This is a genomic window from Pantoea sp. Lu_F5_004, from assembly GCF_051136245.1.
Lineage (GTDB): Bacteria > Pseudomonadota > Gammaproteobacteria > Enterobacterales > Enterobacteriaceae > Pantoea > Pantoea agglomerans.
Window position 1 is genome coordinate 583,434 of the sequence record NZ_CP194946.1, and the last position, 22,280, is coordinate 605,713.

22 protein-coding genes are annotated in these 22,280 nt (G+C 55.6%); 15 read left to right on the forward strand and 7 right to left on the reverse strand.

The features are described from left to right. Nucleotides 1-118: 118 nt before the first annotated feature. Nucleotides 119-862 (forward strand): 3'(2'),5'-bisphosphate nucleotidase CysQ, encoded by a 744-nt coding sequence (gene cysQ / locus ACR8BN_RS02825; protein WP_031592749.1) that lies wholly within the window; start codon nucleotides 119-121, stop codon nucleotides 860-862. Nucleotides 863-936: 74 nt separating this feature from the next. Here the strand turns inward: cysQ and ACR8BN_RS02830 are convergent, their stop codons facing one another. After that, nucleotides 937-1,494 carry a YtfJ family protein gene (locus ACR8BN_RS02830; protein WP_031592751.1) on the reverse strand — a complete coding sequence of 186 codons (558 nt, stop codon included), beginning with the start codon at nucleotides 1,492-1,494 and terminating at the stop codon, nucleotides 937-939. Nucleotides 1,495-1,808: 314 nt separating this feature from the next. Between ACR8BN_RS02830 and ACR8BN_RS02835 the strand changes: the two genes are divergently transcribed. Continuing rightward, entirely contained in the window at nucleotides 1,809-2,015 is a 207-nt protein-coding gene (locus ACR8BN_RS02835; protein WP_003855513.1) for a DUF1107 domain-containing protein, read from the forward strand. A gap of 178 nt (nucleotides 2,016-2,193) precedes the next feature. On the opposite strand, the gene ACR8BN_RS02840 is transcribed toward ACR8BN_RS02835, so the two are convergent. Continuing rightward, nucleotides 2,194-3,516 (reverse strand): hemolysin family protein, encoded by a 1,323-nt coding sequence (locus tag ACR8BN_RS02840; protein ID WP_010256442.1) that lies wholly within the window; start codon nucleotides 3,514-3,516, stop codon nucleotides 2,194-2,196. Nucleotides 3,517-4,034: 518 nt separating this feature from the next. Between ACR8BN_RS02840 and tamA the strand changes: the two genes are divergently transcribed. Genes tamA through ACR8BN_RS02855 form a run of 3 tightly spaced genes read left to right on the forward strand, consistent with a single transcriptional unit; the run spans nucleotide 4,035 to nucleotide 9,870 of the window. Continuing rightward, a complete protein-coding gene (gene tamA / locus ACR8BN_RS02845) occupies nucleotides 4,035-5,750 on the forward strand; it encodes an autotransporter assembly complex protein TamA (protein ID WP_174819611.1) in 1,716 nt (571 codons plus the stop codon). After that, complete coding sequence (tamB, locus tag ACR8BN_RS02850) at nucleotides 5,747-9,514, forward strand: autotransporter assembly complex protein TamB (RefSeq protein ID WP_434747305.1); 3,768 nt, start codon at nucleotides 5,747-5,749, stop codon at nucleotides 9,512-9,514. The genes tamA and tamB overlap by 4 nt, the downstream gene beginning before the upstream one ends. 2 nt (nucleotides 9,515-9,516) lie before the next feature. Then, nucleotides 9,517-9,870 (forward strand): gamma-glutamylcyclotransferase family protein, encoded by a 354-nt coding sequence (locus tag ACR8BN_RS02855; RefSeq protein WP_010256451.1) that lies wholly within the window; start codon nucleotides 9,517-9,519, stop codon nucleotides 9,868-9,870. A gap of 58 nt (nucleotides 9,871-9,928) precedes the next feature. Here ACR8BN_RS02855 and ppa read toward each other — a convergent pair whose 3' ends face one another. The 3 genes from ppa to ACR8BN_RS02870 form a co-directional block, all read right to left on the reverse strand. Further along, nucleotides 9,929-10,459 carry an inorganic diphosphatase gene (ppa, locus tag ACR8BN_RS02860; protein WP_003855519.1) on the reverse strand — a complete coding sequence of 177 codons (531 nt, stop codon included), beginning with the start codon at nucleotides 10,457-10,459 and terminating at the stop codon, nucleotides 9,929-9,931. Nucleotides 10,460-10,559: 100 nt separating this feature from the next. Beyond that, nucleotides 10,560-11,009, reverse strand: coding sequence for a DUF441 domain-containing protein (locus tag ACR8BN_RS02865; protein WP_434747306.1), 450 nt, complete (start codon nucleotides 11,007-11,009; stop codon nucleotides 10,560-10,562). A gap of 61 nt (nucleotides 11,010-11,070) precedes the next feature. Beyond that, complete coding sequence (locus ACR8BN_RS02870; protein ID WP_031594493.1) at nucleotides 11,071-11,481, reverse strand: lysozyme inhibitor LprI family protein; 411 nt, start codon at nucleotides 11,479-11,481, stop codon at nucleotides 11,071-11,073. A gap of 169 nt (nucleotides 11,482-11,650) precedes the next feature. Here ACR8BN_RS02870 and ACR8BN_RS02875 point away from each other — a divergent pair, with 169 nt between their 5' ends. Next, entirely contained in the window at nucleotides 11,651-13,210 is a 1,560-nt protein-coding gene (locus tag ACR8BN_RS02875; RefSeq protein WP_031594492.1) for a methyl-accepting chemotaxis protein, read from the forward strand. Nucleotides 13,211-13,272: 62 nt separating this feature from the next. Here the strand turns inward: ACR8BN_RS02875 and fbp are convergent, their stop codons facing one another. Next, nucleotides 13,273-14,280 carry a class 1 fructose-bisphosphatase gene (gene fbp / locus ACR8BN_RS02880; protein ID WP_010256459.1) on the reverse strand — a complete coding sequence of 336 codons (1,008 nt, stop codon included), beginning with the start codon at nucleotides 14,278-14,280 and terminating at the stop codon, nucleotides 13,273-13,275. A gap of 168 nt (nucleotides 14,281-14,448) precedes the next feature. Here fbp and mpl point away from each other — a divergent pair, with 168 nt between their 5' ends. Together mpl and ACR8BN_RS02890 are read left to right on the forward strand one after the other, a co-directional pair. Then, nucleotides 14,449-15,801, forward strand: a complete 1,353-nt coding sequence (gene mpl / locus ACR8BN_RS02885) for a UDP-N-acetylmuramate:L-alanyl-gamma-D-glutamyl-meso-diaminopimelate ligase (protein ID WP_010256463.1) — start codon at nucleotides 14,449-14,451, stop codon at nucleotides 15,799-15,801. Between the two features lie 353 nt (nucleotides 15,802-16,154). Beyond that, nucleotides 16,155-16,895 (forward strand): oligogalacturonate-specific porin KdgM family protein, encoded by a 741-nt coding sequence (locus ACR8BN_RS02890; protein ID WP_434747307.1) that lies wholly within the window; start codon nucleotides 16,155-16,157, stop codon nucleotides 16,893-16,895. Nucleotides 16,896-16,935: 40 nt separating this feature from the next. On the opposite strand, the gene yjgA is transcribed toward ACR8BN_RS02890, so the two are convergent. Further along, entirely contained in the window at nucleotides 16,936-17,481 is a 546-nt protein-coding gene (gene yjgA / locus ACR8BN_RS02895) for a ribosome biogenesis factor YjgA (RefSeq protein WP_010256467.1), read from the reverse strand. A 114-nt stretch (nucleotides 17,482-17,595) separates the two neighbouring features. Between yjgA and pmbA the strand changes: the two genes are divergently transcribed. The 7 genes from pmbA (at nucleotide 17,596) to ACR8BN_RS02930 (ending at nucleotide 22,246) form a co-directional block, all read left to right on the forward strand. After that, complete coding sequence (gene pmbA, locus ACR8BN_RS02900) at nucleotides 17,596-18,936, forward strand: metalloprotease PmbA (protein WP_010256470.1); 1,341 nt, start codon at nucleotides 17,596-17,598, stop codon at nucleotides 18,934-18,936. 62 nt (nucleotides 18,937-18,998) lie between these two features. Further along, nucleotides 18,999-19,385, forward strand: a complete 387-nt coding sequence (gene cybC / locus ACR8BN_RS02905; protein WP_031594490.1) for a cytochrome b562 — start codon at nucleotides 18,999-19,001, stop codon at nucleotides 19,383-19,385. A 295-nt stretch (nucleotides 19,386-19,680) separates the two neighbouring features. Continuing rightward, on the forward strand, nucleotides 19,681-20,016 hold the full coding sequence (locus tag ACR8BN_RS02910; RefSeq protein ID WP_031594489.1) for a glycine dehydrogenase: 336 nt from the start codon (nucleotides 19,681-19,683) through the stop codon (nucleotides 20,014-20,016). Nucleotides 20,017-20,029: 13 nt separating this feature from the next. After that, nucleotides 20,030-20,386 carry an SFCGS family glycine-rich protein gene (locus tag ACR8BN_RS02915; RefSeq protein ID WP_010256477.1) on the forward strand — a complete coding sequence of 119 codons (357 nt, stop codon included), beginning with the start codon at nucleotides 20,030-20,032 and terminating at the stop codon, nucleotides 20,384-20,386. A 2-nt stretch (nucleotides 20,387-20,388) separates the two neighbouring features. Continuing rightward, nucleotides 20,389-20,688, forward strand: coding sequence for a DUF4312 family protein (locus ACR8BN_RS02920; protein ID WP_010256479.1), 300 nt, complete (start codon nucleotides 20,389-20,391; stop codon nucleotides 20,686-20,688). A 128-nt stretch (nucleotides 20,689-20,816) separates the two neighbouring features. Further along, nucleotides 20,817-21,593 carry a DUF4311 domain-containing protein gene (locus tag ACR8BN_RS02925; RefSeq protein WP_008925780.1) on the forward strand — a complete coding sequence of 259 codons (777 nt, stop codon included), beginning with the start codon at nucleotides 20,817-20,819 and terminating at the stop codon, nucleotides 21,591-21,593. An 11-nt stretch (nucleotides 21,594-21,604) separates the two neighbouring features. Beyond that, on the forward strand, nucleotides 21,605-22,246 hold the full coding sequence (locus ACR8BN_RS02930) for a DUF4310 family protein (protein WP_010256482.1): 642 nt from the start codon (nucleotides 21,605-21,607) through the stop codon (nucleotides 22,244-22,246). Nucleotides 22,247-22,280: the final 34 nt, after the last annotated feature.

Sequence of the window (22,280 nt, forward strand, 5' to 3'; positions counted from 1 at the left end):
ATATCTATAAATTGAATCGCCGGAGTGCCTGTAAATGGGTACTTCAGGCGGAACTGCTAAAATGTCACTATCTGACGATAAGCTGATCCGGCAGCAGACAGACACAATGAGGTGAAAAATGTTAGAGCAAATCTGCCAACTGGCACGCGAAGCAGGCGACGCGATTATGCAGGTCTATAACGGTGCCGCGCCGCTTGACGTTTCTCACAAATCGGATGATTCGCCGGTGACCGCCGCGGATATCGCTGCACACGAAGTGATCCTCGCTGGCCTGACACAGTTAACGCCTGATGTGCCGGTGCTGTCAGAAGAAGATCCGCCAGCCTGGGAGGTGCGTCAGCACTGGCAGCGCTACTGGCTGGTCGATCCGCTGGATGGAACCAAAGAGTTCATCAAACGTAACGGCGAATTTACCGTTAATATTGCGCTGATCGAAGCGGGTAAGCCGGTAATGGGCGTGGTCTATGCGCCGGTGCTGGGCGTGATGTACTCCGCTGCAGACGGCAAAGCGTGGAAAGAGGAGGGCGGTCAGCGTGAACAGATTCATGTCCGTGATGCGCGACCTCCGCTGGTGGTGGTGAGTCGTTCACATGGCGACGACGACGAGATGAAAGAGTATCTGAAGCAGTTAGGTGAACATCAGACCGTCGCGACCGGATCCTCACTGAAGTTCTGCCTGGTGGCAGAAGGAAAAGCCCAGCTCTATCCCCGTTTCGGACCCACCAACATCTGGGATACCGGCGCGGGCCATGCCGTGGCGATGGCGGCGGGCGCGCATGTGCACGACTGGCAGGGTAAAACTCTGGACTACGCGCCGCGCGAATCCTTCCTTAATCCTGGCTTCCGCGTTTCACTGTTTTAACGCTGTCTGAGCGCTCAGCCTGCTGAAGGCTGAAACCCCGGCGGGCGATGCTCTTCCCACCGGGGCTTCAGCGATTAATCCTTCAGCAGGGATGTGACCAGCGTAATCACTTTCGTCACTTCATCCTGCGTCAGCGATCCATCCTTCACAAATTTCACCTTACCCTGCTTATCCAGCACCACAATGGCGGAACCGCCCGGCTGTAACTGCCAGGCATGCTGCACATTGCCCTTGCTGTCGACGACAAACTGCGACCACGGATATTGCTGCTTGTTGGTCTCGACGCTGCTGCGCACAAACATGCCCGTACCGGGAATGGCATCATCTGTATTCACGATGGTGGTGGTCTGATAGCGATCATGCGGCAACTTCGCGGCCTTAATCGCCTCGATCAATGCGGCATTCATCTCTTTAGCGGATGAGCGACCCGCGATGTGCTGAACCACGCGAACTTTTCCGCTGAGCTGCGCGCTATTCCAGTTTTTGTAGCTAAACTTATCCTGCTGCAATAACAGCTCGCCTTTGTCATTCACGCCAACGGCCGGTACCCGCATATCCTGCCTGAGGTCATGAGCCATCACGCTTGCCGGTATCAGTAAAGACAACGCTACAGCTGTCAGAGTTATTCGCATTGCTATTTCCTTGAGTGATCAGACCAGTTAGTCATTTTACTGCAATAGTAAGCAGGGATGATGCGCCTGTCCTGGAAAGGTGTCAGGTTTGTTATGGCCGCCACAATTCCTTAACCAACGAAGGTTTATACTGTGTTGTGTGAGCCTGATAACAGAGTGTTCTGTAATGATGTGTCAATTCAGTAAAAAAAATCACTTTTAGGAACATTAGTAGGTTTGAGTGTTCTATAGTTATCGCGAATTCGCGCTTCATGGGCTGGAACCAAATTTGGAAACGGCGAAGCGTGCTTAAAAATGTACAGGAGTTAGTCAGTATGAAGATCTTCCAGCGCTATAATCCGCTACAAATAGCGAAATATGTAAAAACGCTGTTCAAAGGAAGGTTGTATATCAAGGACGTCGGCGCGTTCGAGTTCGACAAAGGGAAAGTATTAATCCCGCGCGTCAAAGACAAACAGCACCTGAGCGTGATGTCAGAAATTAACCGCCAGGTCGTTCGTCTCAAACTTGAGTTCAACTAATCATAAGGGCGCCATCGGCGCCCTTAGTGTCTGGCCAGTCAGGCCATTCTATTTGTTACTCTGAACCTGAGCACTGCTCACAATCCTCACAGACTACGTCTGCTTCGGATTGTTCCGCGCTGTCCGTGTCCAGACTGCCTGCAGCAATTATACCTGCTGGGCCAGGTTGCTGGTCATTCTACTCTTCTTCGCTTTTCGTCATGCTCAGCACCGGTGGTCGTTCATCGATGCGGGTGACCAGCAGCTGATCGATGCGATAGCTATCAATATCCACCACCTCGAACTTGTAGCCAGCAAACTTCACAAAATCGGTACGCTTCGGAATCTTGCGCAACATATACATCATAAAGCCGCCGATGGTTTCGTAGTTACCTGACTGCGGGAAATCATCAATGTCCAGCACGCGCATCACGTCATCAATCGGCGTACCGCCTTCAACCAGCCATGAATTCTCATCGCGCGCCACAATCTGCTCTTCCATACCCTGACCAACCAGATCACCCATCAGCGTGGTCATTACATCATTCAGGGTAATAATGCCTACAACCAGCGCATATTCGTTCATGATCACCGCGAAATCTTCTCCGGCGGTTTTAAAACTTTCCAGCGCTTCAGAGAGGGTCAGCGTATCCGGCACGATCAGCGCCGAGCGAATCTGCAGGCCGCTGTTCAGCGCCATGCTCTGATTACCCAGTACGCGCAGCAGCAGCTCTTTGGAGTCGACATAACCAACGATATGGTCGATATCGCCGCTGCAGACCAGAAACTTCGAGTGAGGATGCTGGGCGATTTTGGTCTTGAGGCTGGTCTCATCTTCATGCAGATCAAACCAGACGATATTCTCACGTGAGGTCATGGAGGAGGGAACGGTACGTGACTCCAGCTCAAACACGTTTTCAATCAGCTCGTGCTCCTGCTTACGCAGCACGCCAGCCAGCGCACCGGCTTCCACCACCGCGTAGATGTCGTCGGAGGTGATGTCATCTTTACGCACCATCGGCAGCTTGAAAATACGGAAGAAGACGTTAGCCAGGCCATTAAACAGAAACACCAATGGACGCATTATCAGCAGGCAGAAACGCATCGGGTTGATGATGCGCAGCGCGATGGTTTCCGGTGCGACCATGCCGACCCGCTTTGGGGTTAAGTCAGCAAACAGGATAAACAGGCTGGTGACGATGGTGAAGGAGCAGATAAAGCTGAGCTGCTCCGCCAGTTCCGGCGAGACAAACCGGTTAAACAGGCCGCTGAAAACCGGTGAAAACGCCGCATCGCCGACAATACCCCCCAGGATGGCGACGGCGTTGAGGCCAATCTGCACCACGGTGAAGAACATGCCCGGCGTTTCCTGCATTTTCAGCACGCGCTGCGCATTTACGTTGCCTTCATCGGCCAGCAGTTTCAGTTTGATCTTACGGGCGGCCGCCAGCGAGATCTCCGACAGGGAGAAAAAGGCACTGATTACGATCAGTAACAGAATGACAAGTAAGCTATCTAACATATGAGATCCAAAGGGTTATCCACTTGTCATTTTTGGCCTGGGCAGCGTGGGTAAGCGCAAACAGAGTTGGTTTATCCGTGAAACAAAGCTATCCGTGCCAAAAATGTCTGCGCCAGTTCGACAACAAACGACATGTCGGGGCAGAAATGAAAACAGGCGGCATGCCTGTGGTGGCCGATTATAGCAGGAGCGCTCATCGCGCCGCCAGAGGGCAAACCGCTGCTTAAGGGCGCATTAGCAGCCAGAGCGGCCGGTTACAGACTCGGATTTATCTGAGTGAGTCATATCGGACTGATCATTCCGACCCGCAGGAGTTGTATCGCTCACCCCATTTACCGACAATAGCCCCGTTATTTGACTTAGATGTCAGTGTTGCTCCGCCGTTTGCCATAAAGTGCGGCTATGATGAGGATGTTGCCGTTGCGGTAGTGCGGGCAAAGAAGATTAATAAGCGCCCCGCGGAAAAGGGGCCGGCATGATTAACAGGAGTACAGGTGCCACGATTTTATGTTTATTGCATGGCTGGCCTGCTGCTTGCCGCGCCCGCCCTTGAGGCGGCAACAGTGCGATTACAGGTAGACGGCTTATCCGGGGATCTGCAAAAGAATGTCAGAGCGCGTCTGTCCACCATCGGCAGCGATGAGGTCTCTAATGATGGCCGCTTTCGCGCGCGCGTTTCTGTTGCGATAAAAGAGGGGCTGCGCGCGCTCGGTTATTACGAGCCCACCATCGATTTCGAATCCCGCCCCGCGCCTGCGCAGGGTGGACGACCGGTATTAGTGGCACACGTAACGCCTGGTGAACCGGTAAAAATCGGCGGCAGCACGATTGTGGTCGAAGGTGATGCGCGCAATGACGCGGATTACAAAGCCTGGGTGAAGCAGGGACGCCCTGAAGTGGGCAGCCAGCTTAACCACGGGCAATATGACAAATTCAAAAGCGGCTTCTCTAATCTCGCACTGCGTAACGGCTATTTCGACGGCACGTTTAAAAAAAGCCAGCTTGGTGTCTCGGTGGAGCGGCGTGAAGCGTTCTGGGATATCGACTACGACAGTGGCGAACGCTATCGCTTCGGCGACGTCACTTTCCAGGGATCGCAAATTCGCGAAGAGTACCTGCAAAACCTGGTGCCGTTTAAAGAGGGGGACTATTACAGCTCCCGCGATTTAGCCGAGCTGAATCGCCGCCTCTCCGCCACCGGCTGGTTTAATTCGGTGGTGGTCGCGCCGGAATTCAGCAAGGGACGACAGACCAAAGTCCTGCCGCTGAGCGCAGTAATGTCACCCCGCACCGAAAACACCATTGAAACCGGCGTCGGCTATTCCACAGACGTCGGTCCGCGCCTGAAAGGGACCTGGAAAAAACCGTGGATCAACGACAGCGGTCACAGCCTGGCGGCCAGCGCCTACGTTTCCGCGCCGGAACAGCAGGTCGATCTCAGCTATAAAGTGCCGCTGCTGAAAAGCCCGCTTGAGCAGTACTATACCTTCTCCGGCGGCCTGAAGCGCACCGACCTCAACGACACCAAAGCAGATACCACGACGCTTGCGATGTCGCGCAACTGGGACAGCAGCAGCGGCTGGCAGAAGGCGGTCAACCTGCGCTGGAGCCTGGATCACTTTACTCAGGGCAGCGTGACCAACACCACTATGCTGCTCTATCCTGGCGTCAGCGTAAACCGCACCCGTTCCCGTGGCGGCCTGATGCCGACCTGGGGCGATTCACAGCGCTATTCGGCAGACGTCTCTGATACTACCTGGGGTTCAGACGTCGACTTCCTGATCCTGCAGGCGCAAAACGTCTGGATCCGTACCCTTGGCGACAGTCATCGCTTTGTGGCGCGCGGCAATCTGGGCTGGATCGAAACCAACGACTTCGACAAAGTGCCGCCGGATCTGCGCTTCTTTGCCGGTGGTGACCGCAGTATTCGTGGCTACAAATACAAAAATATTTCACCGCGCGATGATGACGGCAAACTCACCGGTGCATCAAAACTCGCCACCGGATCGCTGGAATATCAGTACAACGTCACCGGGAAATGGTGGGGCGCGGTGTTTGTCGACTCGGGCGAAGCGGTTAACGACATCAAGCAAAGTAACGTCAAAACCGGTGCGGGTGTCGGCGTGCGCTGGTCTTCACCGGTTGGCCCAATCAAATTTGATATCGCCAGACCCATCGGGGATGACGAAGAGCATGGATTACAATTTTACGTAGGGCTGGGGCCAGAACTATGAAGCTGTGGAAAAAGGTCCTGATCGGCATTCTGATCTTTCTGGTCGTGCTGTTGGGCGGCGTAGCATTTTTAATCGGTACCACGCCTGGGCTGCATTTAGTGCTGAAAGGTGCGTCGCGCTGGGTGCCGGGCCTGTCAATCAAACAGGTCGATGGGGGCTGGCGTAACCTGACCCTTAACGGTCTGCGTTACGAAATGCCCGGCGTCAGTGTCGATGCCGGGCAAATTCATCTGGCGGTGGATCTCAACTGCCTGCTGCACTCCTCCGTGTGCGTTAACGATGTCTCCCTGCGCGATATCAGCGTGGTGGTCGACAGCAAGAAAATGACGCCAGCCGCACCAGCGCCGGAAGAGGAGAGTGGCAACACTAACCTCAGCACGCCATACCCCATCACGCTGCGTCACTTTGGCCTACACAATATCAATGTCAAAGTTGATGACACCGCAATATCGCTGCTCGACTTCACTACCGGCCTGCAGTGGCAGGATCGTGCGCTGACGCTGAACCCGACCCATATTCAAAGCCTGCTGATTGCGCTGCCGAAAGCGGCGAAAGTGGTCAATGACGAGGTGGTGGAGCCGAAAGTCCAGCAGCCACATCCTGCTGAAAAACCGCTGGGTGAAACGCTGCAGGCGATGTTTGCGCAACCCCTGCTGCCTGAGATGCCTGATTTCCGTCTGCCGCTGGATATTGAGGTGCAGCAGATTCTGGGTGAACAGCTGCGCATTACCGGCGACACCGATATTTCCGTCAGCCGGTTGCTGCTGAAAGCCAGAAGCGCTGACCGCCAGATGCAGCTCAGCACGCTGGAGGTGGACTCGAACCTCGGCAACCTCAAGGGTAGCGGTCAGGCGACGCTGGCGGATAACTGGCCGGTCGATTTCTCCCTTAACGGCACAGTGAATACCGATCCGATTAAAGGCGAAAAGCTCGCGCTGAAACTTAATGGCGCGATGCGCGACGAGCTGAAGATGGGGCTGAACCTCTCCGGTCCGGTGAATGCCCAGCTGGACGCCACGACCCAGCTGGCGGTGGCGGGATTGCCGCTGTCACTGAAGCTGACCAGTCCGCAGTTACGCTGGCCGCTGACCGGTCCGGTAGCGTATCAGGCGGATAACCTGGACTATCAGTTCAAAGGCAAAGCCACCGACTATGTGATGTCGCTGCAGACCGCCGTGAAGGGTGAATCTGTACCACCGGCGACGATCTCGCTGACGGGTAAAGGCAACGTTGAGCAGTTCAGCCTCGACCGCCTGCGCGTGGCTGCGCTGCAGGGCAATATCGATCTCACCGCGCTGGTGGACTGGAGCAAGGCGATAAGCTGGCGCAGTGAACTGACGCTGGCGGGAATCAATACCGCTAAACAGTATCCCGACTGGCCAGCACGGCTGGATGGCAAAATCACCACCCGCGGCAGTCTGTATGGCGGCAGCTGGCAACTGAGCGTGCCGCAGCTACAGCTGAAAGGCAATGTGAAACAGAACGCCGTGACCGCTGATGGCTCCCTGACCGGTAACAGCTACAACCAGTGGACGGTGCCGGGCATTAAGCTGGCGCTGGGACGCAACCATCTGGATGTTAAAGGGGCGCTGGGCGACAGTCTGGATCTCGATGCCAGCATCGACGCGCCCCAGCTCGACAATGCGCTGCCGGGTCTGGGCGGCGTCATCAACGGCACAATAAAAGCGCGTGGCACCCTGAAGGCACCGCAGCTGCTGGCCGATCTCAATGCCCGTGGTCTGCGCTGGCAGCAGATGCAGATCAATCGCGTCACCCTGAATGGCGACGTCCGTTCCGGCGAGCAGGTGGCGGGTAAACTGCAACTGCGCGTCGAGCAGCTGAAGCAGGATGCGCTGAACATCAGCCTGCTGACGCTGAATGCGGACGGCAATGAGCATCAGCATCAGCTGAAGCTCAATGTGCAGGGCAAACCGGTCTCTGGCCAGCTGGCGCTGAACGGCAGCTTTGATCGCCAGACCGAGCGCTGGAAAGGGTCGCTGAACGACACCCACTTTGATACGCCAGTCGGTGAGTGGCGTCTGACCCGCGCCATGGCCATCGACTATCTGAACAGCCGCCAGACGGCAACCATCGGGCCGCACTGCTGGCAGAACCCCAATGCGCAAATTTGTGTGCCGGAGCCGGTTGAAGCGGGCCCGGCAGGCAAGGCGCATGTGGTGCTGAACCGCTTTGACCTGGCGATGGTGAAGCCGTTTATGCCGGATGCGACTCAGCTTAGCGGCCTGTTCAGCGGCGACGTGCGCGTCAACTGGACTGCCGATGGCAACCTGCCGACCGGTACCGTGGCACTGAAGGGCAACGGCGTGAAAGTGGTGCAGGATGTGCAGGGCAACAATCTGCCGATCGCCTTTGACACGCTGAACCTCAATGCCGCGCTGCGAAACGGACGCGCCCAGCTCGACTGGCTGATCCGCATCGCCAATAACGGTCAGCTGGATGGCAATGTGCAGATCGACGATCCGCAAAACCGCCGCACGCTGGGCGGTAACGTCAACATCCGCAATGTCTCGCTGGCGATGCTCAATCCGGCGCTGATGCAGGGCGAGAAGATCAAAGGCAGCCTGAACAGCAGCCTGCGCCTGGGTGGCAGCGTGCAGCAGCCGCAGGTATTTGGTCAGCTTGGCCTGACGGGTGTGGATGTGGATGGCAACTTTATGCCGGTTGATCTGACCAGTGCCAACCTGAATCTGGTATTTAACGGCATGAGCTCCACCCTGAACGGGCTGGTGCAGACCGGGCAGGGCAATATCAACCTCAGCGGTAACGCAGACTGGAGCCAGCTCGACAACTGGCGTGCGCGCATTGCGGCGCAGGGCAGCCGGGTTCGCGTAACCGTGCCGCCGATGGTGCGCATGGATGTCTCGCCGGATCTGGTGTTTGAAGCGACGCCAGCGGCCTTTAACCTTGATGGCCGGGTCGATATTCCATGGGCGCGCATCACGGTGCAGGAAGTACCGGAAAGCGCCACCGGCGTCTCGTCGGATGAGGTGATGCTGGATAAACAGCTGAAGCCGATTGCACCGCAAACCGCGGCTATTCCGATTAACAGCAATCTGGTGATCCACGTCGGCAACGATGTGCGGCTCTCTGCGTTTGGCCTGAAAGCGAAGCTGAATGGCGATCTGAAAATGGTGCAGGATAAGTCAGGACTCGGTCTGAACGGTCAGATCAACATTCCGTCCGGCCGCTTCCACGCTTATGGTCAGGATCTGATCGTGCGTAAAGGCGAGCTGCAGTTTGCCGGTCCGCCGGATCAGCCTTACGTCAACCTGGAAGCCATCCGTAATCCGGATGCTACCGAGGATGGCGTCACCGCGGGTCTGCGCGTCACTGGCCTGGCGGATGAGCCAAAAGCGGAAGTCTTCTCCGATCCGGCGATGTCGCAACAGGAAGCGCTTTCCTATCTGCTGCGCGGTCAGGGATTGGGCAGCGACGGCGACAGTAACGCCCTCACTTCAGCACTTGTTGGCTTAGGGGTTGCACAAAGTGGGCAGGTTGTGGGTAAAATCGGGGAGACATTCGGTGTCAGCAATCTCGCTGTTGATACTGCCGGTGTTGGCGACAGCCAGCAGGTGCAGGTCAGCGGCTATGTGCTACCGGGTCTGCAGGTAAAATACGGTGTTGGCATATTTGATTCACTGGCGACGTTAACCTTGCGTTACCGCCTGATGCCTAAACTCTATCTGGAAGCCGTGTCCGGTGTGGATCAGGCTCTCGATTTGCTCTATCAGTTTGAGTTTTAGCAATGCGAATAATTGTCTACGGCAGTTTACGGCGCAAACAGGGAAACAGTCACTGGATGACGAATGCGCAGTGGCTGGGTGATCACCAGATTGAAGGCTTTGAGCTTTACAGTCTGGGCCATTATCCCGGCGTGATTGAGGGCAATGGAGCGGTACATTGTGAGGTGTACCGCATTGATGCCTCAACCCTTGCGGAGCTGGATGCGCTTCGCACCAAAGGGGGAGAGTACAAACGTTATCTGACTCAGACGCCGTTTGGCAGTGCATGGCTTTATGTCTATCAACGCTCAGTGGCAGGACGCCAGCGCATCATGAGTGGTGACTGGCTGAAGCGCGATGAGGAGCCAGAGGCCTGAACAAAAACACCGTCCATCCGGACGGTGTTTTTTTTCGACTCACAAACCGGCAGCAGAATTACTTCTTCTGTGCGCGCTCGTAAGAGGAGATGATTTCAGCTTTAGCGGCTTCGGCATTATCCCAGCCATCCACTTTCACCCATTTGCCTTTTTCCAGATCTTTGTAGTGCTCAAAGAAGTGGGTGATCTGTGCACGCAGCAGTTCTGGCAGGTCGTTCACATCTTTGATGTGATCGTACTCTTTAGAGAGTTTGGTGTGCGGAACGGCAACCAGCTTGGCATCTTCGCCAGACTCGTCGGTCATTTTCAGCACGCCAACCGGACGGCAGCGGATCACTGAGCCTGGAACCAGTGGATACGGGGTCGGAACCAGTACGTCAACCGGATCACCATCCAGAGAAAGGGTATGGTTGATGTAGCCGTAGTTGCACGGATAGAACATGGCGGTAGACATGAAACGGTCTACAAACAGGGCACCAGACTCTTTATCAACTTCATATTTGATCGGATCAGCATTCGCTGGGATCTCAATGACAACGTAGATATCTTCTGGCAGGTCTTTACCTGCTGGCACCTGGTTCAAACTCATCTGGCATTCCTTCAGTAGTCGTATGTTGAGTGTCGGCTATTATAGCCAACTGACTCTGAAAGTATGCCCCCTTTTTGGCGTTTCGGAATGCGCCCAAACGCTACTTAGCCGCCACAAACAGCGAAACAATGCCTGCGGCAATCAGTGGTCCTACCGGCACCCCACGGAAGAACGCCACGCCAATCACCGTACCAATCAGCAGACCACCAATCACCGAAGGCTGGACGCTCATAAAGTTCACGCCACGACCGCCCAGCCAGGCGACAAAGATACCTACCAGAATCGCCACAATCGACCTCCAGTTAGCAAACGACTTGATCAGCGCAGAGGCGGGCAGTGAGCCGCTTGCCAGCGGGGCCATCACCGCCACGGTAAGAATAATGATGCCTAAGGTAATGCCCTGTTTTTCTACGTAGGGGAAGAACTGAGCCAGCGGGGTGATTTTAATCGCCAGCAGCACCAGAATCGAAATCGTGACCGCGTTGTTGTGAACGAAATAACTCAGTACGGCGAGGCAAATCAGAATGATGGTCGAGGCGTAAGCAGCCATGGTTTCTCCCTGAAGGTTAATGAGTGCGCTGACTTCAGTCAGCGCAAAAGCCGGTTATCGATCAGCAGTCATCGGGGTTAGCACAGCTGCCTTTACCAAGTGACTGCAACATCAGTGCCTGATTGCGCACCAGGCTCAGGCTCTGAGCGCTCAGCGCCACGCTGCCCAGCGAGCCTTGTGTACTGAGCTGGCTGCGGCTCGCCTCAAGCCAGCTGTCGCGGTAGCTCAGCCAGGCGCGCTGTGCGACACGCAGTTTGTTTTTAGGTTCGCCGGAGAGGGTTTTCATCAGTTTGTTGTACTGCTTATTCATCTCCTGATCCCAGGCCCGATTGGCCGCAGCGTAGCACTGGTTCATGGCAAGGGTAGTAGAGGCGTCATTGAGGCAGCGGTCGGGCGAGGCGTCCTGGGGCATATCCTCTGCCAGCGCCGCCGTGCTGAGGCACAGCAGCATCAGAAGTAATCCTGGTTTCATTCTTTTCTCCGGAGAACGGATAAGCGGCGATTAGCTTGATGGATGTTCCCGTGATGATCAAGTTGGTAACACTAATCAGGGTTAAAGTTTCGCGCCGTTACTGCCGATACTTCATCCGTTTTAGGGCCGCTGGAAAATTTGCCTTTTCACATACACGGAAACTATCTGGATGAAACAGTTATCACTTCGCACGGGGTTGCTGGCCTTGCTGGCATTTATGACACTGCTGCTGTTGGCGGTGAGTTTTATGGGTATCGTGGCAATTAACAAAGGGAATCGCTCGCTGGATGTGATCAACCGCATTCAGGGGATCGAGCTGAACAGTCTTTACCAGAGCAATGCCGATCTGATGCGGGCCCGCGCTAACGCCGCGCTGGCGGTGCGTAAAATTGAAATTGGTTTACTGGAAGAGGGGGCGGCAGTAACAAAACTGTCGCAGGCGGATGTGGTCTCATCACAGCAAAGCCTGAAGCGCTTTGTGGACGCCGGAACGGTGACGGCGCACGGCAAAAAGCTGGCCGATGCGGTTTCGGCCAGTTACAAAGCCTATCTCGACCAGGGCATCAAACCGATGATGAACGCCCTGGATAAGCAATATACCGACGAGTATTACCAGCTGCTGGAAGGCAACCTTGCGACGCTGGCGGCCAGCTACAACAAGGCCGTCACGGACTTCAGCCAGCTGGCCGATCAGATCACGCAGGCCCAGCTGGCGCAGGCGGCCTACAACGAAACCAAAATGAAAATCCTGATCGCAGTGGCGGTGGTATTAACACTGCTGCTGCTGGTGCTCGCCTGGCAACTGCTGCGTCGGATGCTGCTGCAGCCGCTGAACCTGGCCATTCTCCATCTTGAGCAGGTCGCGGCGGGCGACCTCTCGCAGGTGCTGCCACCGTCGGGCAACAATGAGCTGGGGCGGCTTAATCATGCGCTCGCCGGGATGCAGCAGTCGTTGCGTACCTCGGTGAGTCAGGTGCGCGAAGCGAGTATGCAGATCGACATCGGCAGCCGTGAACTGGCCGCGGGCAACGTCAATCTGTCGCAGCGTACCGAAGAGTCCGCCGCCTCGCTGGAGCAGACTGCGGCCAGCATGGAGCAGCTCACGGCAACCGTGCGGCTTAACGCCAGCAACGCCCAGCAGGCGCACCAGCTGGCTAACGCGGTCTCTGATACCGCCGATCGCGGCGCAGAGGTGGTCTGCTACGTGATGGAAAAAATGCATGAGATTACCGACAGTGCCAATCGTATCGGCGACATTCTTGGCGTGATTGATGGTATCGCCTTCCAGACCAATATCCTGGCGCTCAACGCCGCCGTTGAAGCGGCGCGCGCAGGCGAACAGGGCCGTGGCTTTGCGGTAGTGGCAAACGAAGTGCGCACGCTGGCACAGCGCAGCGCTAACGCCGCCAAAGAGATCCGTACGCTGATTAGTGATTCACAGTCGCGGGTGAAAGAGGGCAGCGAGATGGCGACGCGGGCCGGGGAAACCATGGATGAGATTTCTGGTGAGGTCATGCGCGTAACGGCGCTGATGAAAGAGATCTCGATGGCCTCCGACGAACAGAGCCGTGGCATTGAGCAGGTCAATCTGGCGGTCACACAGATGGATGCGGCGGCGCAGCAGAACGCGGCACTGGTGGAGCAGGCAACCGCCGCGACCCAGTCGCTGGAAGCGCAGTCCGATCAGCTTCAGGCAACCATGGCGCAGTTCAGGTTGCAGACGGCGTAAAAACAGCAAGGGCGCGAAAATCGCGCCCTTGCTTTTTATATGACTTTTATATCACTGCCGGATTAACCCTGACGGCAATCCGGGAACTCGGCCAGGAAACGCTCAACGTCGTTCACCATCGCCTCGTTACCGCAGTAGAACGGGCAGCGCTGATGCAGCGTGACCGGTGGAATATCCAGAATACGCTTCTGACCGTCGCTGGCTTTACCGCCCGCCTGCTCTGCCAGGAACGCCATCGGGTTGCACTCATACAGCAGACGCAGCTTACCCTGAGGATGGCTGGCGGTGCTTGGGTAGAGGTAGATGCCGCCTTTCAGCAGATTACGATGGAAATCCGCGACCAGCGATCCGATGTAACGTGAGGTATAAGGACGGTGCGTTGGCAGATCCTCTTCCTGACAGAACTTCAGATATTTCTTCACACCCTGCGGGAAACGAATGTAGTTACCTTCGTTAATAGAGTAGGTGTAACCCGTTGGTGGATAGGTCATACGTTCGTGGCTAAGGCAGAACACACCCAGAGACGGATCGTAAGTAAACGCATGCACGCCTGCACCGGTGGTATAAACCATCATGGTGGAGGAGCCGTAAACCACGTAACCGGCAGCGACCTGCTTGTTGCCTGGCTGCATGAAGTCCGCTTCAACAACCGGCGTACCCGGCTCGCTGACGCGGCGGTAGATAGAGAAAATGGTGCCGACGGAAACGTTAACGTCGATGTTTGAAGAACCATCCAGTGGATCCATTAACACCACGTACTTACCGTTTTCTTCACCTTCAAAGATCACAAACTCGTCTTCTTCCTCAGAAGCGATACCGGCGACGATGCCGCGTGCCTTCAGTGCTGCCTTCAGTTTCTCGTTGGCAAACAGATCAAGTTTCATCTGCTGCTCACCCTGAATATTCTCGACGCCGCTGGCACCCAGAATATCCACTAAACCGGCTTTGTTGATATCGCGGTGGATGATTTTGGCACCCAGCTTAATAGCGGAAATCAGCGCTGTCAGTTCACCTGTAGCGTGCGGAAAGTCATGCTGCTTCTCGACGATAAATTCGCCCAACGTTTTCATAACACATTCCCTGAATCTTCGATGGAGTGGCAGCACGCGTAACAGTCTGCCAACGGATGCGTACGCAGTTTAGCCGATTGAACTTCAAAAACCATAGTCCTAATCCGTTTCTTCCATCTGCGAGCGGCGTTACACTGTGCGCCGAACTTTTGAGTAATGGATCACGTAATGCGCATTCACATCCTCGGGATTTGTGGCACTTTTATGGGCGGTCTGGCGATGCTGGCCCGTTCACTTGGTCATCAGGTGACCGGGTCAGACGCCAACGTTTACCCACCTATGAGTACTTTGCTTGAACAGCAAGGCATTGAATTAACAGAAGGTTACGACGCCAGCCAGCTTGACCCGGTGCCTGACCTGGTGATAATCGGCAACGCGATGACGCGGGGTAATCCTTGCGTGGAAGCAGTGTTGGAACGCAACATTCCTTACCTCTCTGGCCCGCAGTGGCTGCACGATTTCGTGCTGCGCGATCGCTGGGTGCTGGCGGTCGCGGGAACCCACGGCAAAACCACCACAGCCGGCATGGCAGCGTGGATTCTTGAGGCCTGCGGCCTTGAGCCAGGCTTTATTATTGGTGGTGTACCCGGAAACTTCGATGTCTCGGCAAAATTAGGAAAAAGTCCATTCTTCGTGATTGAGGCGGATGAGTACGACTGCGCGTTTTTCGATAAGCGTTCCAAGTTTGTCCATTACTGCCCACGTACGCTGATCCTCAATAATCTTGAGTTTGATCACGCCGATATCTTTGACGATCTGCGGGCGATCCAGAAGCAGTTCCACCATCTGGTGCGGATCGTGCCGGGCCAGGGCAAGATCCTGCTGCCGGAACATGATCCTAACCTCAAACAGGTGATGGCAATGGGCTGCTGGAGCGAGCAGGAGAACGTCGGCGAGCACGGGCGCTGGCAGGCGAAGAAGCTCACTAACGATGCCTCTCACTGGGAAATCTGGCTCGACGGCGAAAAAGTCGGGGAAGTGAACTGGGCGCTGGTGGGTGAACACAATATGCACAACGGGCTGATGGCGATTGCTGCCGCGCGCCATGTGGGTGTGAAGCCGGAAGATGCAGGCCAGGCGCTGAACAGCTTTATCAATGCGCGTCGACGGCTGGAGTTGCGCGGCGAAGTGAACAGTATCAAAGTCTATGATGACTTCGCCCACCATCCGACCGCGATTCTGGCGACGCTGGCTGCCCTGCGTAGCAAAGTTGGCGGCAGAGCGCGTATCCTGGCTGTGCTGGAGCCACGCTCTAATACCATGAAGATGGGCGTCAGCAAGAACGATCTGGCACCGTCGCTGGCGCGTGCTGATGAGGTCTTTCTGTTCCAGCCGCACCATATTCCGTGGCAGGTATCAGATGTCGCAGAAGCGTGCATTCCGCCTGCGCACTGGAGCGCGGATATCGATACCCTGGTGGAAATGGTGGCCAAAGCCGCTCAGCCAGGCGACACGATTCTGGTCATGAGCAACGGCGGGTTTGGTGGCATCCATCAGAAGCTGCTGGACAGGCTGGCATAATGTCACAGGCGCCCGTTTCGGGCGCTTTTTTTAAAAGCGCTATTCCCGGAAATATTATTCCCTCAATAAATCCCGCATATTTTTGAATTCGATCTGCTCACTCTTCCTGCCGTTGCCATATTTTTCTTATTAGTGTCTGAAACAGAAAGGCCGCTCTCGCCGGTTATTTCTAGCATCATCCCTGTTGTTGCTGAGGAATAATAATTAAAGCCTTAAGGTTAAAGGAATAAATAACGGGTTATCTTTATGCGCGGTCTTATATTGATGATGATTTTAAATATAAGTTAACTTTGAGTTAAATGAATGAGTTCGGATAATTCATTGCTCTGATTACCACTAATAAGGATGTTCATATGGGAAATAATATTTCATTGCCGTTTTTGCTGGGCGCCGCGCTGTTATGCAGTTCTGCTGCGGCGCTGGCCACTGCCACCGTTGATTACCGGCATGAGTACCGCCTTCGCGACCGCACGCACTACGACAAGCTGGGTCTGAGCACCACGCTGCCGGACAATATGTTTCTCGGCGTCGAAACCAAATTCAAAACCGGCGGCGCCGATCCAAAAGACAAATATTATAACGACACCGTGTTAAATGTGGTGGAGGTGACATTTCTGAAATCGTATTACTGGGGGAACTGGACAGTGTCGCCTTTTATTCAGCCAGAGTTTAACTCCTCGCGCACTGAATGGAAATTTGGTGTGGCACCCTGGTATAAATTTAATGATCGCTGGTCTCTCGGTGGCCTTTATCGTCTTGAGCTGACCGATTATGCACATGACGATCAATGCCGTACCGGAGGTATTGATTATTGCGATACTGACCGGCATCGCACTGCCAACCGTTTTGATCTCTATCTGCGAAATAAAAGCGATCGGCTAACCACTACGTATAAGCTGGTGTATAAGCACGCGGATGCGAAACTCTTTGCCAATAAACATGATGATTACGAACAGGAGTTACAGTTCGATTATGCGCTTGGCAACGATCGCGTCTGGATGCCTTACGTCACCTTTGGCGATATCGGACGTTCTGCGACATCGAGCGAACGCCAGCTGCGGCTGCGTACCGGTATTCTCTACATCTATCGATGAATGCGCTGCCGGGAGGCGGGCGAGGCTGCCCGCCATGGCGTTACTTCGCTTCGGCCAGTTCGCGCAGATACTGGAAAATCTGACGGGCAGACTTCGGCGGCTTGCTGCCCGCTTTCTCTTTCTGCGCGTTACGGATCATGCTGCGTAACTGCTGACGATCGGCATCGGGATAAAGCGCAATCACGTCGCCCATCGCTTCATCACCCTGTTCAATCAGACGATCGCGCAGCATTTCCAGTTTATGGAACAGCGCAACCTGCTGGTTATGGCGATTATTGAGCTTGTCCAGCGCAACGCGGATCGGCTCCACATCAATACTGCGCAGCAGTTTACCGATCAGCTGCAGCTGACGGCGGCGACCCTCTTTCTTGATGCGCTGTGCCAGTTCAACTTCGGTACGCAGGCGCTCATCCAGCGGGATTTTATCCAGCGAGTTTTTACCCAGATCAACCAGTTCGGCACCCAGGCGCTTTAACTCTTCTGCATCGCGTTTAATTTCACTCTTACTGACCCAGATAATCTCTTCATCTTCTTCTTCGTCATTATCTGGCACATCGTCGAGCCACTCATCGGGCTGTTTGGTCATTTCCGGGCTCCCAAAAAAAGAGGCTAATCCTACCAGTTTATCGGGTGACTGCGAAATTGTTCTCTGACTCTGATAGACTCAAATCATTCACACATAAGATTAGACGGCAGGTCGATGAACGTATCTACTCAGGTTGCAGAACAGCGAAAAGTACTGGAGCAGGCCATTGCGCAGGCACTTGAACTGGCTAAAGCAAGCACTGACAGCGCGGAAGTGGCAGTCAGTAAAACCACCGGCATCGGGGTCAGCACCCGCTATGGCGAAGTGGAAAACGTCGAATTCAACAGCGACGGTGCGCTGGGCATCACCGTCTATCATCAGAATCGTAAAGGCAGCGCCTCATCGACCGACCTCAGCCCGGACGCGATCAAACGCACCGTGCAGGCGGCGATTGATATTGCACGCTATACCTCGCCCGATCCCTTTGCCGGTCCGGCCGACGCAGAGCTGCTGGCCTATGATGCGCCAGACCTGGATCTCTACCATCCGTGGGAGATTGATGCTGACCGCGCCATTGAACTGGCTGCGCAGGCGGAACAGGCATCACTGCGCGCCGACAAGCGTATTACCAATACCGAAGGTGGCAGCTTCAACAGCCATGTCGGCATCAAAGTCTTTGGCAACAGCCACGGTATGTTGCAGAGCTACTGCTCAAGCCGTCACTCGCTCTCCAGCAGCGTGATTGCCGAGCAGGATGGCAACATGGAGCGCGACTACGCCTACACCATTGGCCGCGCGTTTGAAGATTTGAAGAGCCCGGAGTGGGTCGGTGCAGAGTGCGCGCGCCGCACGCTCTCCCGTCTGGCACCGCGTAAACTTCCGACCATGAAAGCCCCGGTGATTTTCGCCTCAGAAGTGGCAACCGGCTTATTTGGTCATCTGGTTGGCGCGATCAGCGGCGGCAACGTTTACCGTAAATCGACCTTCCTGCTGGATTCTATGGGTCAGCAGATCCTGCCGGAGTGGCTCACCATCAATGAACAGCCGCATCTGCTGAAAGGGCTCGCCTCCACGCCATTCGACAGCGAAGGGGTGCGTACCCAGGCGCGCGACATCATTAAAGATGGCGTGCTGCAGACCTGGCTGTTAACCAGCTACTCAGCCCGCAAACTGGGCCTGACCAGCACCGGTCACGCTGGCGGCATTCATAACTGGCGCATTGCCGGCCAGGGCCACAGCTTTGACGACCTGCTGAAGCAGATGGGCACCGGGTTAGTGGTGACCGAACTGATGGGTCAGGGCGTCAGCGCGATTACCGGTGATTACTCACGCGGTGCGGCCGGGTTCTGGGTCGAGAATGGCGTTATTCAGTACCCGGTCAGCGAAGTGACTATCGCCGGAAATCTCAAAGAGATGTGGCGCAACATGGTGACCATCGGTGACGATATTGAAACCCGCAGCAATATCCAGTGCGGTTCAGTGTTACTGCCTGAGATGAAGATAGCGGGACAATAAAGATGGATTCCTGAAGCAGCCGGTTGGCTGCTTTTTTTCATCACAATAAAAAGGAAGTAATGATGCGTAAGCATGTGATTGCAATGTTGTCGGCTTCTCTGTTGTTCTCCAGCGTCAGTCTCTATGCGGCGGATCTGGAGCAGGATATGGATACACTGAATGCGAACCTGAAAATCGTCAAAAAAAGTGACAATGCCCAGGAGATGCAGCAGGCGTTAACCAAAATGCGTGCCGCGGCACAGGATGCGCGAAAGGGCACGCCGGATAAGCTGGAAGGCCAGCCGGCTGACAGTCCACAGGTGAAAGATTTCCATGCCGGTATCGACTCGCTGATCGCGCAGATCGATGTGGTCAGCACGCTGGCGAAAGCCAACAACGTGGATGGTGCAAAGCGCGAAGCAGCGAAGTTCGACGACATCCGCAATACTAACCATAAGAAATTCCGTTAATCAGATCGCCGGTCAGCCCGACCGGCGGTTTTTTACCATCACTTCTGCTTATCACCGCACCCTGAACCCCCGCGCGTCCGGCTTGTCGCCGCACAACATCGCCGCCTTTCACGATTAAATCCATCAAATTGCGCATTTTGCGACGCATATCGCACTAAGCATGCAGCCTGCGATCTGACGCACAACCTTCACTTCAATTTCCACTTGCTGCTGGAAATGTTGCCTCTCCACAGCCGGGGCGATGACCGTTAATTTGTTTTTAACGCGAATTATCCGGTTTAACAGGAGTAGCAAGGTGAGTAATAACGGCGTCCCGGTGTATGAAGCGGCACCTGAGAAAGTGCAACAGCTGGCTGACAGCGTGATGACGCAGATTGCTGCGATCTATCAGCAGCAGGGTATTCAGCCCAATGCGGTTCAGCAGCAGATGCTGCAATCGCATGTCGGTGCCATGGCGTCACGCTCGCTGAGCGGTGAGCCGCTGCCGGAAGTGGAAGCGGAGCTGTTTGAAGATATTCCGCCGGAAACGTTAGCGCTGGCGCAGCAGGTCGTCGATCTGTTTGGCAATCTGCCCCGCGAAGAGGCCTGGCTGCTGTCAGTGCATATTGAAGTCGCGCGATCAAACAACTAGAGAGGAACACAACATGGTAACAGTAGTGATTGGCGATCGTTTAGGTAAAGGGCAGAAAGTGGCTGCGGGCATCGAAAAAGCGGGTGGCCGTGCCGTCGTGGTGCCAGGTGTCGCCGCTGACATGAAACTGGGTGACGTGATGAAGGCGGAAAACGCCGATTTCGGCATCTCGTTCTGCGGCAGCGGCGGCGCTGGTGCTATCACCGCTCAGAACAAATATGGCTACAAAGCAAAGCATGGCATGCGTTCTGTCGACGAAGGCGTCACCGCCATCAATGAAGGTGCCACGGTGCTGGGCTTCGGCTTTATGGATAAAGAAGAGTTAGGCGAGCGGCTGGTGCAGGCCTGGAACAAGAAGCACGGCAGCTGATTATGAAAGAACAATACGTTACCCAGGTGACGGTCGAGGGCAAAGGCGACACCAAAGCGAAAGCCTTTGCCGATGCCCTGAGTCGTGTGCAGAACCAGGTTCTGCGCGCGACGCAAAAAATTCTGCTGCGCATTGAACCTCAGGATGTCCGGGTGCTGCGCGCGCAGGAGAGCGTCAAAACCGAGAAGTTTCTCTTCTTCTTTCTGGCGCGCCAACGGCGGAGCTTCAGCGTCACGCTGGAGATCACCGTCAGCGTCACCGTTTTCGACACCGAACAGGTGGCGTTCACGGCGGCATCGTAAAACAGAGCCTGTTAACGCCAGCCAGCCGTTTGCCCGATGCTCTGCTGTCGCGACATCGCGATGATCAGGCGTGGGCGATGCGGTGGCGTGCGATAGGGCAGGTAAAAACGACAACAAGGTACAACAACATGTTTTTAATCATTTTGTTTAAGTCGTTGATCATTGGCGGGCTGGTAGGGGTCGGCGTCGGCGCGGGTGCGGCGCGCATGTTCCACGCGCCAACCACTCAGGGCATGGGCGCTTTCCGTACGCTGGGCGAGCTGAACTCTTGCGAGGGCGATCCGGCATCCCACTTCTCCTTTGGTCTTGGCTTCTTTTTCAATGCCTGGGCATCATCTGTCGCAGCCGGTTCATTCACTCAGGATGTGGATCATCGCATCATTCCAAACTGGGGTGCGGCCGCCTTGATGGTGAAGAATCGTAATGTGGCGGAGACGCTGCACGATCCGAAAAAAATGGCCATCGCCTGCGGCATCATCGGCATGATCGTGGTCGCCTTCCTCAACTCCACCGCCTCGGCTGTTCCGGCTGCACTGCAGGTCACGGCGGTCAAAGTGCTGGTGCCCGCCGCTAACCTGCTGGTGAACACCGTCATGCCGGTGATCTTCTGGCTGGCGGCAATCGACGCGGGCAAAAAGTCAGGCTTCTGGGCCACCATTTTTGGCGGTCTGGCGCAGCTGATCATGGGCAATGCCGTGCCGGGACTGGTGCTGGGTATCCTGATCGGTAAAGGCGTTGAAGAGAGCGGCTGGAACCGGGTCACCAAAGTCATGATGACCGCCATCGTGCTGCTGTTTGTGCTGAGCGGCTTCTTCCGTGGTTTCGACATGAAGCTGCTGCAGTCCTTCCAGCTCGGCATTCCCGGCTGGCTCGACATGATCCACAACTCAGTCAGCGGCAAATAAGAGGCGATGCGATGAACGAAAATAAAGGCTTCTGGTACGCCGACTGGTCTTTCCCGATCTTTGTTGGCCTGCTCTCTTCTGGCGTCTTTGCCGGGACACACATGTATTACCTCTATGGCATCGGCGCGTTCAACGAAGTGGCGTTTGTGTCGATGCTGCGCGCAGGCATGGAGACCGGCGTCTACGGCGCGGTCGCTGCCTTTGGTGCCAGCTTCCTGTTCGCCCGTATCATCGAAGGCTCGCTGGTGGGCATTCTGGATATCGGCGGGGCGATTCAGACCGGCGTCGGGCTGGGCGTTCCGGCACTGCTGCTGGGTGCGGGCATTGTCTTCCCGGTGGCGAACTTCGCTGCCTCGCTGGCGACGGGCCTGGTAATTGGTGTGGCGATTGGCTACCTGATTATTCTGGCGCGTAAATTCACCATCAATCAGAGCGACTCAACCTACGGCGCAGACGTGATGATGGGGGCGGGTAATGCCTCGGGGCGCTTTCTGGGGCCGCTGATCATCCTGTCAGCCATGGCGGCATCCATTCCGATTGGCCTGGGTTCGCTGCTGGGCGCGCTGCTCTTCTATCTCTGGAACAAGCCCATTACCGGCGGCGCCATCCTCGGCGCGATGATCCTCGGGGCACTGTTTCCGATTGCTCTCTGATCTCACCGGCAGCCCGGCAGCGGGCTGCCGTTAA

Coding starts and splice junctions, on each gene's coding strand:
- cysQ (WP_031592749.1), top strand. CDS start 119: ATGTTAGAGCAAATCTGCCAACTGGCACGCGAAGCAGGCGACGCGATT.
- ACR8BN_RS02830 (WP_031592751.1), bottom strand. CDS start 1,494: ATGCGAATAACTCTGACAGCTGTAGCGTTGTCTTTACTGATACCGGCA.
- ACR8BN_RS02835 (WP_003855513.1), top strand. CDS start 1,809: ATGAAGATCTTCCAGCGCTATAATCCGCTACAAATAGCGAAATATGTA.
- ACR8BN_RS02840 (WP_010256442.1), bottom strand. CDS start 3,516: ATGTTAGATAGCTTACTTGTCATTCTGTTACTGATCGTAATCAGTGCC.
- tamA (WP_174819611.1), top strand. CDS start 4,035: ATGGCTGGCCTGCTGCTTGCCGCGCCCGCCCTTGAGGCGGCAACAGTG.
- tamB (WP_434747305.1), top strand. CDS start 5,747: ATGAAGCTGTGGAAAAAGGTCCTGATCGGCATTCTGATCTTTCTGGTC.
- ACR8BN_RS02855 (WP_010256451.1), top strand. CDS start 9,517: ATGCGAATAATTGTCTACGGCAGTTTACGGCGCAAACAGGGAAACAGT.
- ppa (WP_003855519.1), bottom strand. CDS start 10,459: ATGAGTTTGAACCAGGTGCCAGCAGGTAAAGACCTGCCAGAAGATATC.
- ACR8BN_RS02865 (WP_434747306.1), bottom strand. CDS start 11,009: ATGGCTGCTTACGCCTCGACCATCATTCTGATTTGCCTCGCCGTACTG.
- ACR8BN_RS02870 (WP_031594493.1), bottom strand. CDS start 11,481: ATGAAACCAGGATTACTTCTGATGCTGCTGTGCCTCAGCACGGCGGCG.
- ACR8BN_RS02875 (WP_031594492.1), top strand. CDS start 11,651: ATGAAACAGTTATCACTTCGCACGGGGTTGCTGGCCTTGCTGGCATTT.
- fbp (WP_010256459.1), bottom strand. CDS start 14,280: ATGAAAACGTTGGGCGAATTTATCGTCGAGAAGCAGCATGACTTTCCG.
- mpl (WP_010256463.1), top strand. CDS start 14,449: ATGCGCATTCACATCCTCGGGATTTGTGGCACTTTTATGGGCGGTCTG.
- ACR8BN_RS02890 (WP_434747307.1), top strand. CDS start 16,155: ATGGGAAATAATATTTCATTGCCGTTTTTGCTGGGCGCCGCGCTGTTA.
- yjgA (WP_010256467.1), bottom strand. CDS start 17,481: ATGACCAAACAGCCCGATGAGTGGCTCGACGATGTGCCAGATAATGAC.
- pmbA (WP_010256470.1), top strand. CDS start 17,596: ATGAACGTATCTACTCAGGTTGCAGAACAGCGAAAAGTACTGGAGCAG.
- cybC (WP_031594490.1), top strand. CDS start 18,999: ATGCGTAAGCATGTGATTGCAATGTTGTCGGCTTCTCTGTTGTTCTCC.
- ACR8BN_RS02915 (WP_010256477.1), top strand. CDS start 20,030: ATGGTAACAGTAGTGATTGGCGATCGTTTAGGTAAAGGGCAGAAAGTG.
- ACR8BN_RS02920 (WP_010256479.1), top strand. CDS start 20,389: ATGAAAGAACAATACGTTACCCAGGTGACGGTCGAGGGCAAAGGCGAC.
- ACR8BN_RS02925 (WP_008925780.1), top strand. CDS start 20,817: ATGTTTTTAATCATTTTGTTTAAGTCGTTGATCATTGGCGGGCTGGTA.
- ACR8BN_RS02930 (WP_010256482.1), top strand. CDS start 21,605: ATGAACGAAAATAAAGGCTTCTGGTACGCCGACTGGTCTTTCCCGATC.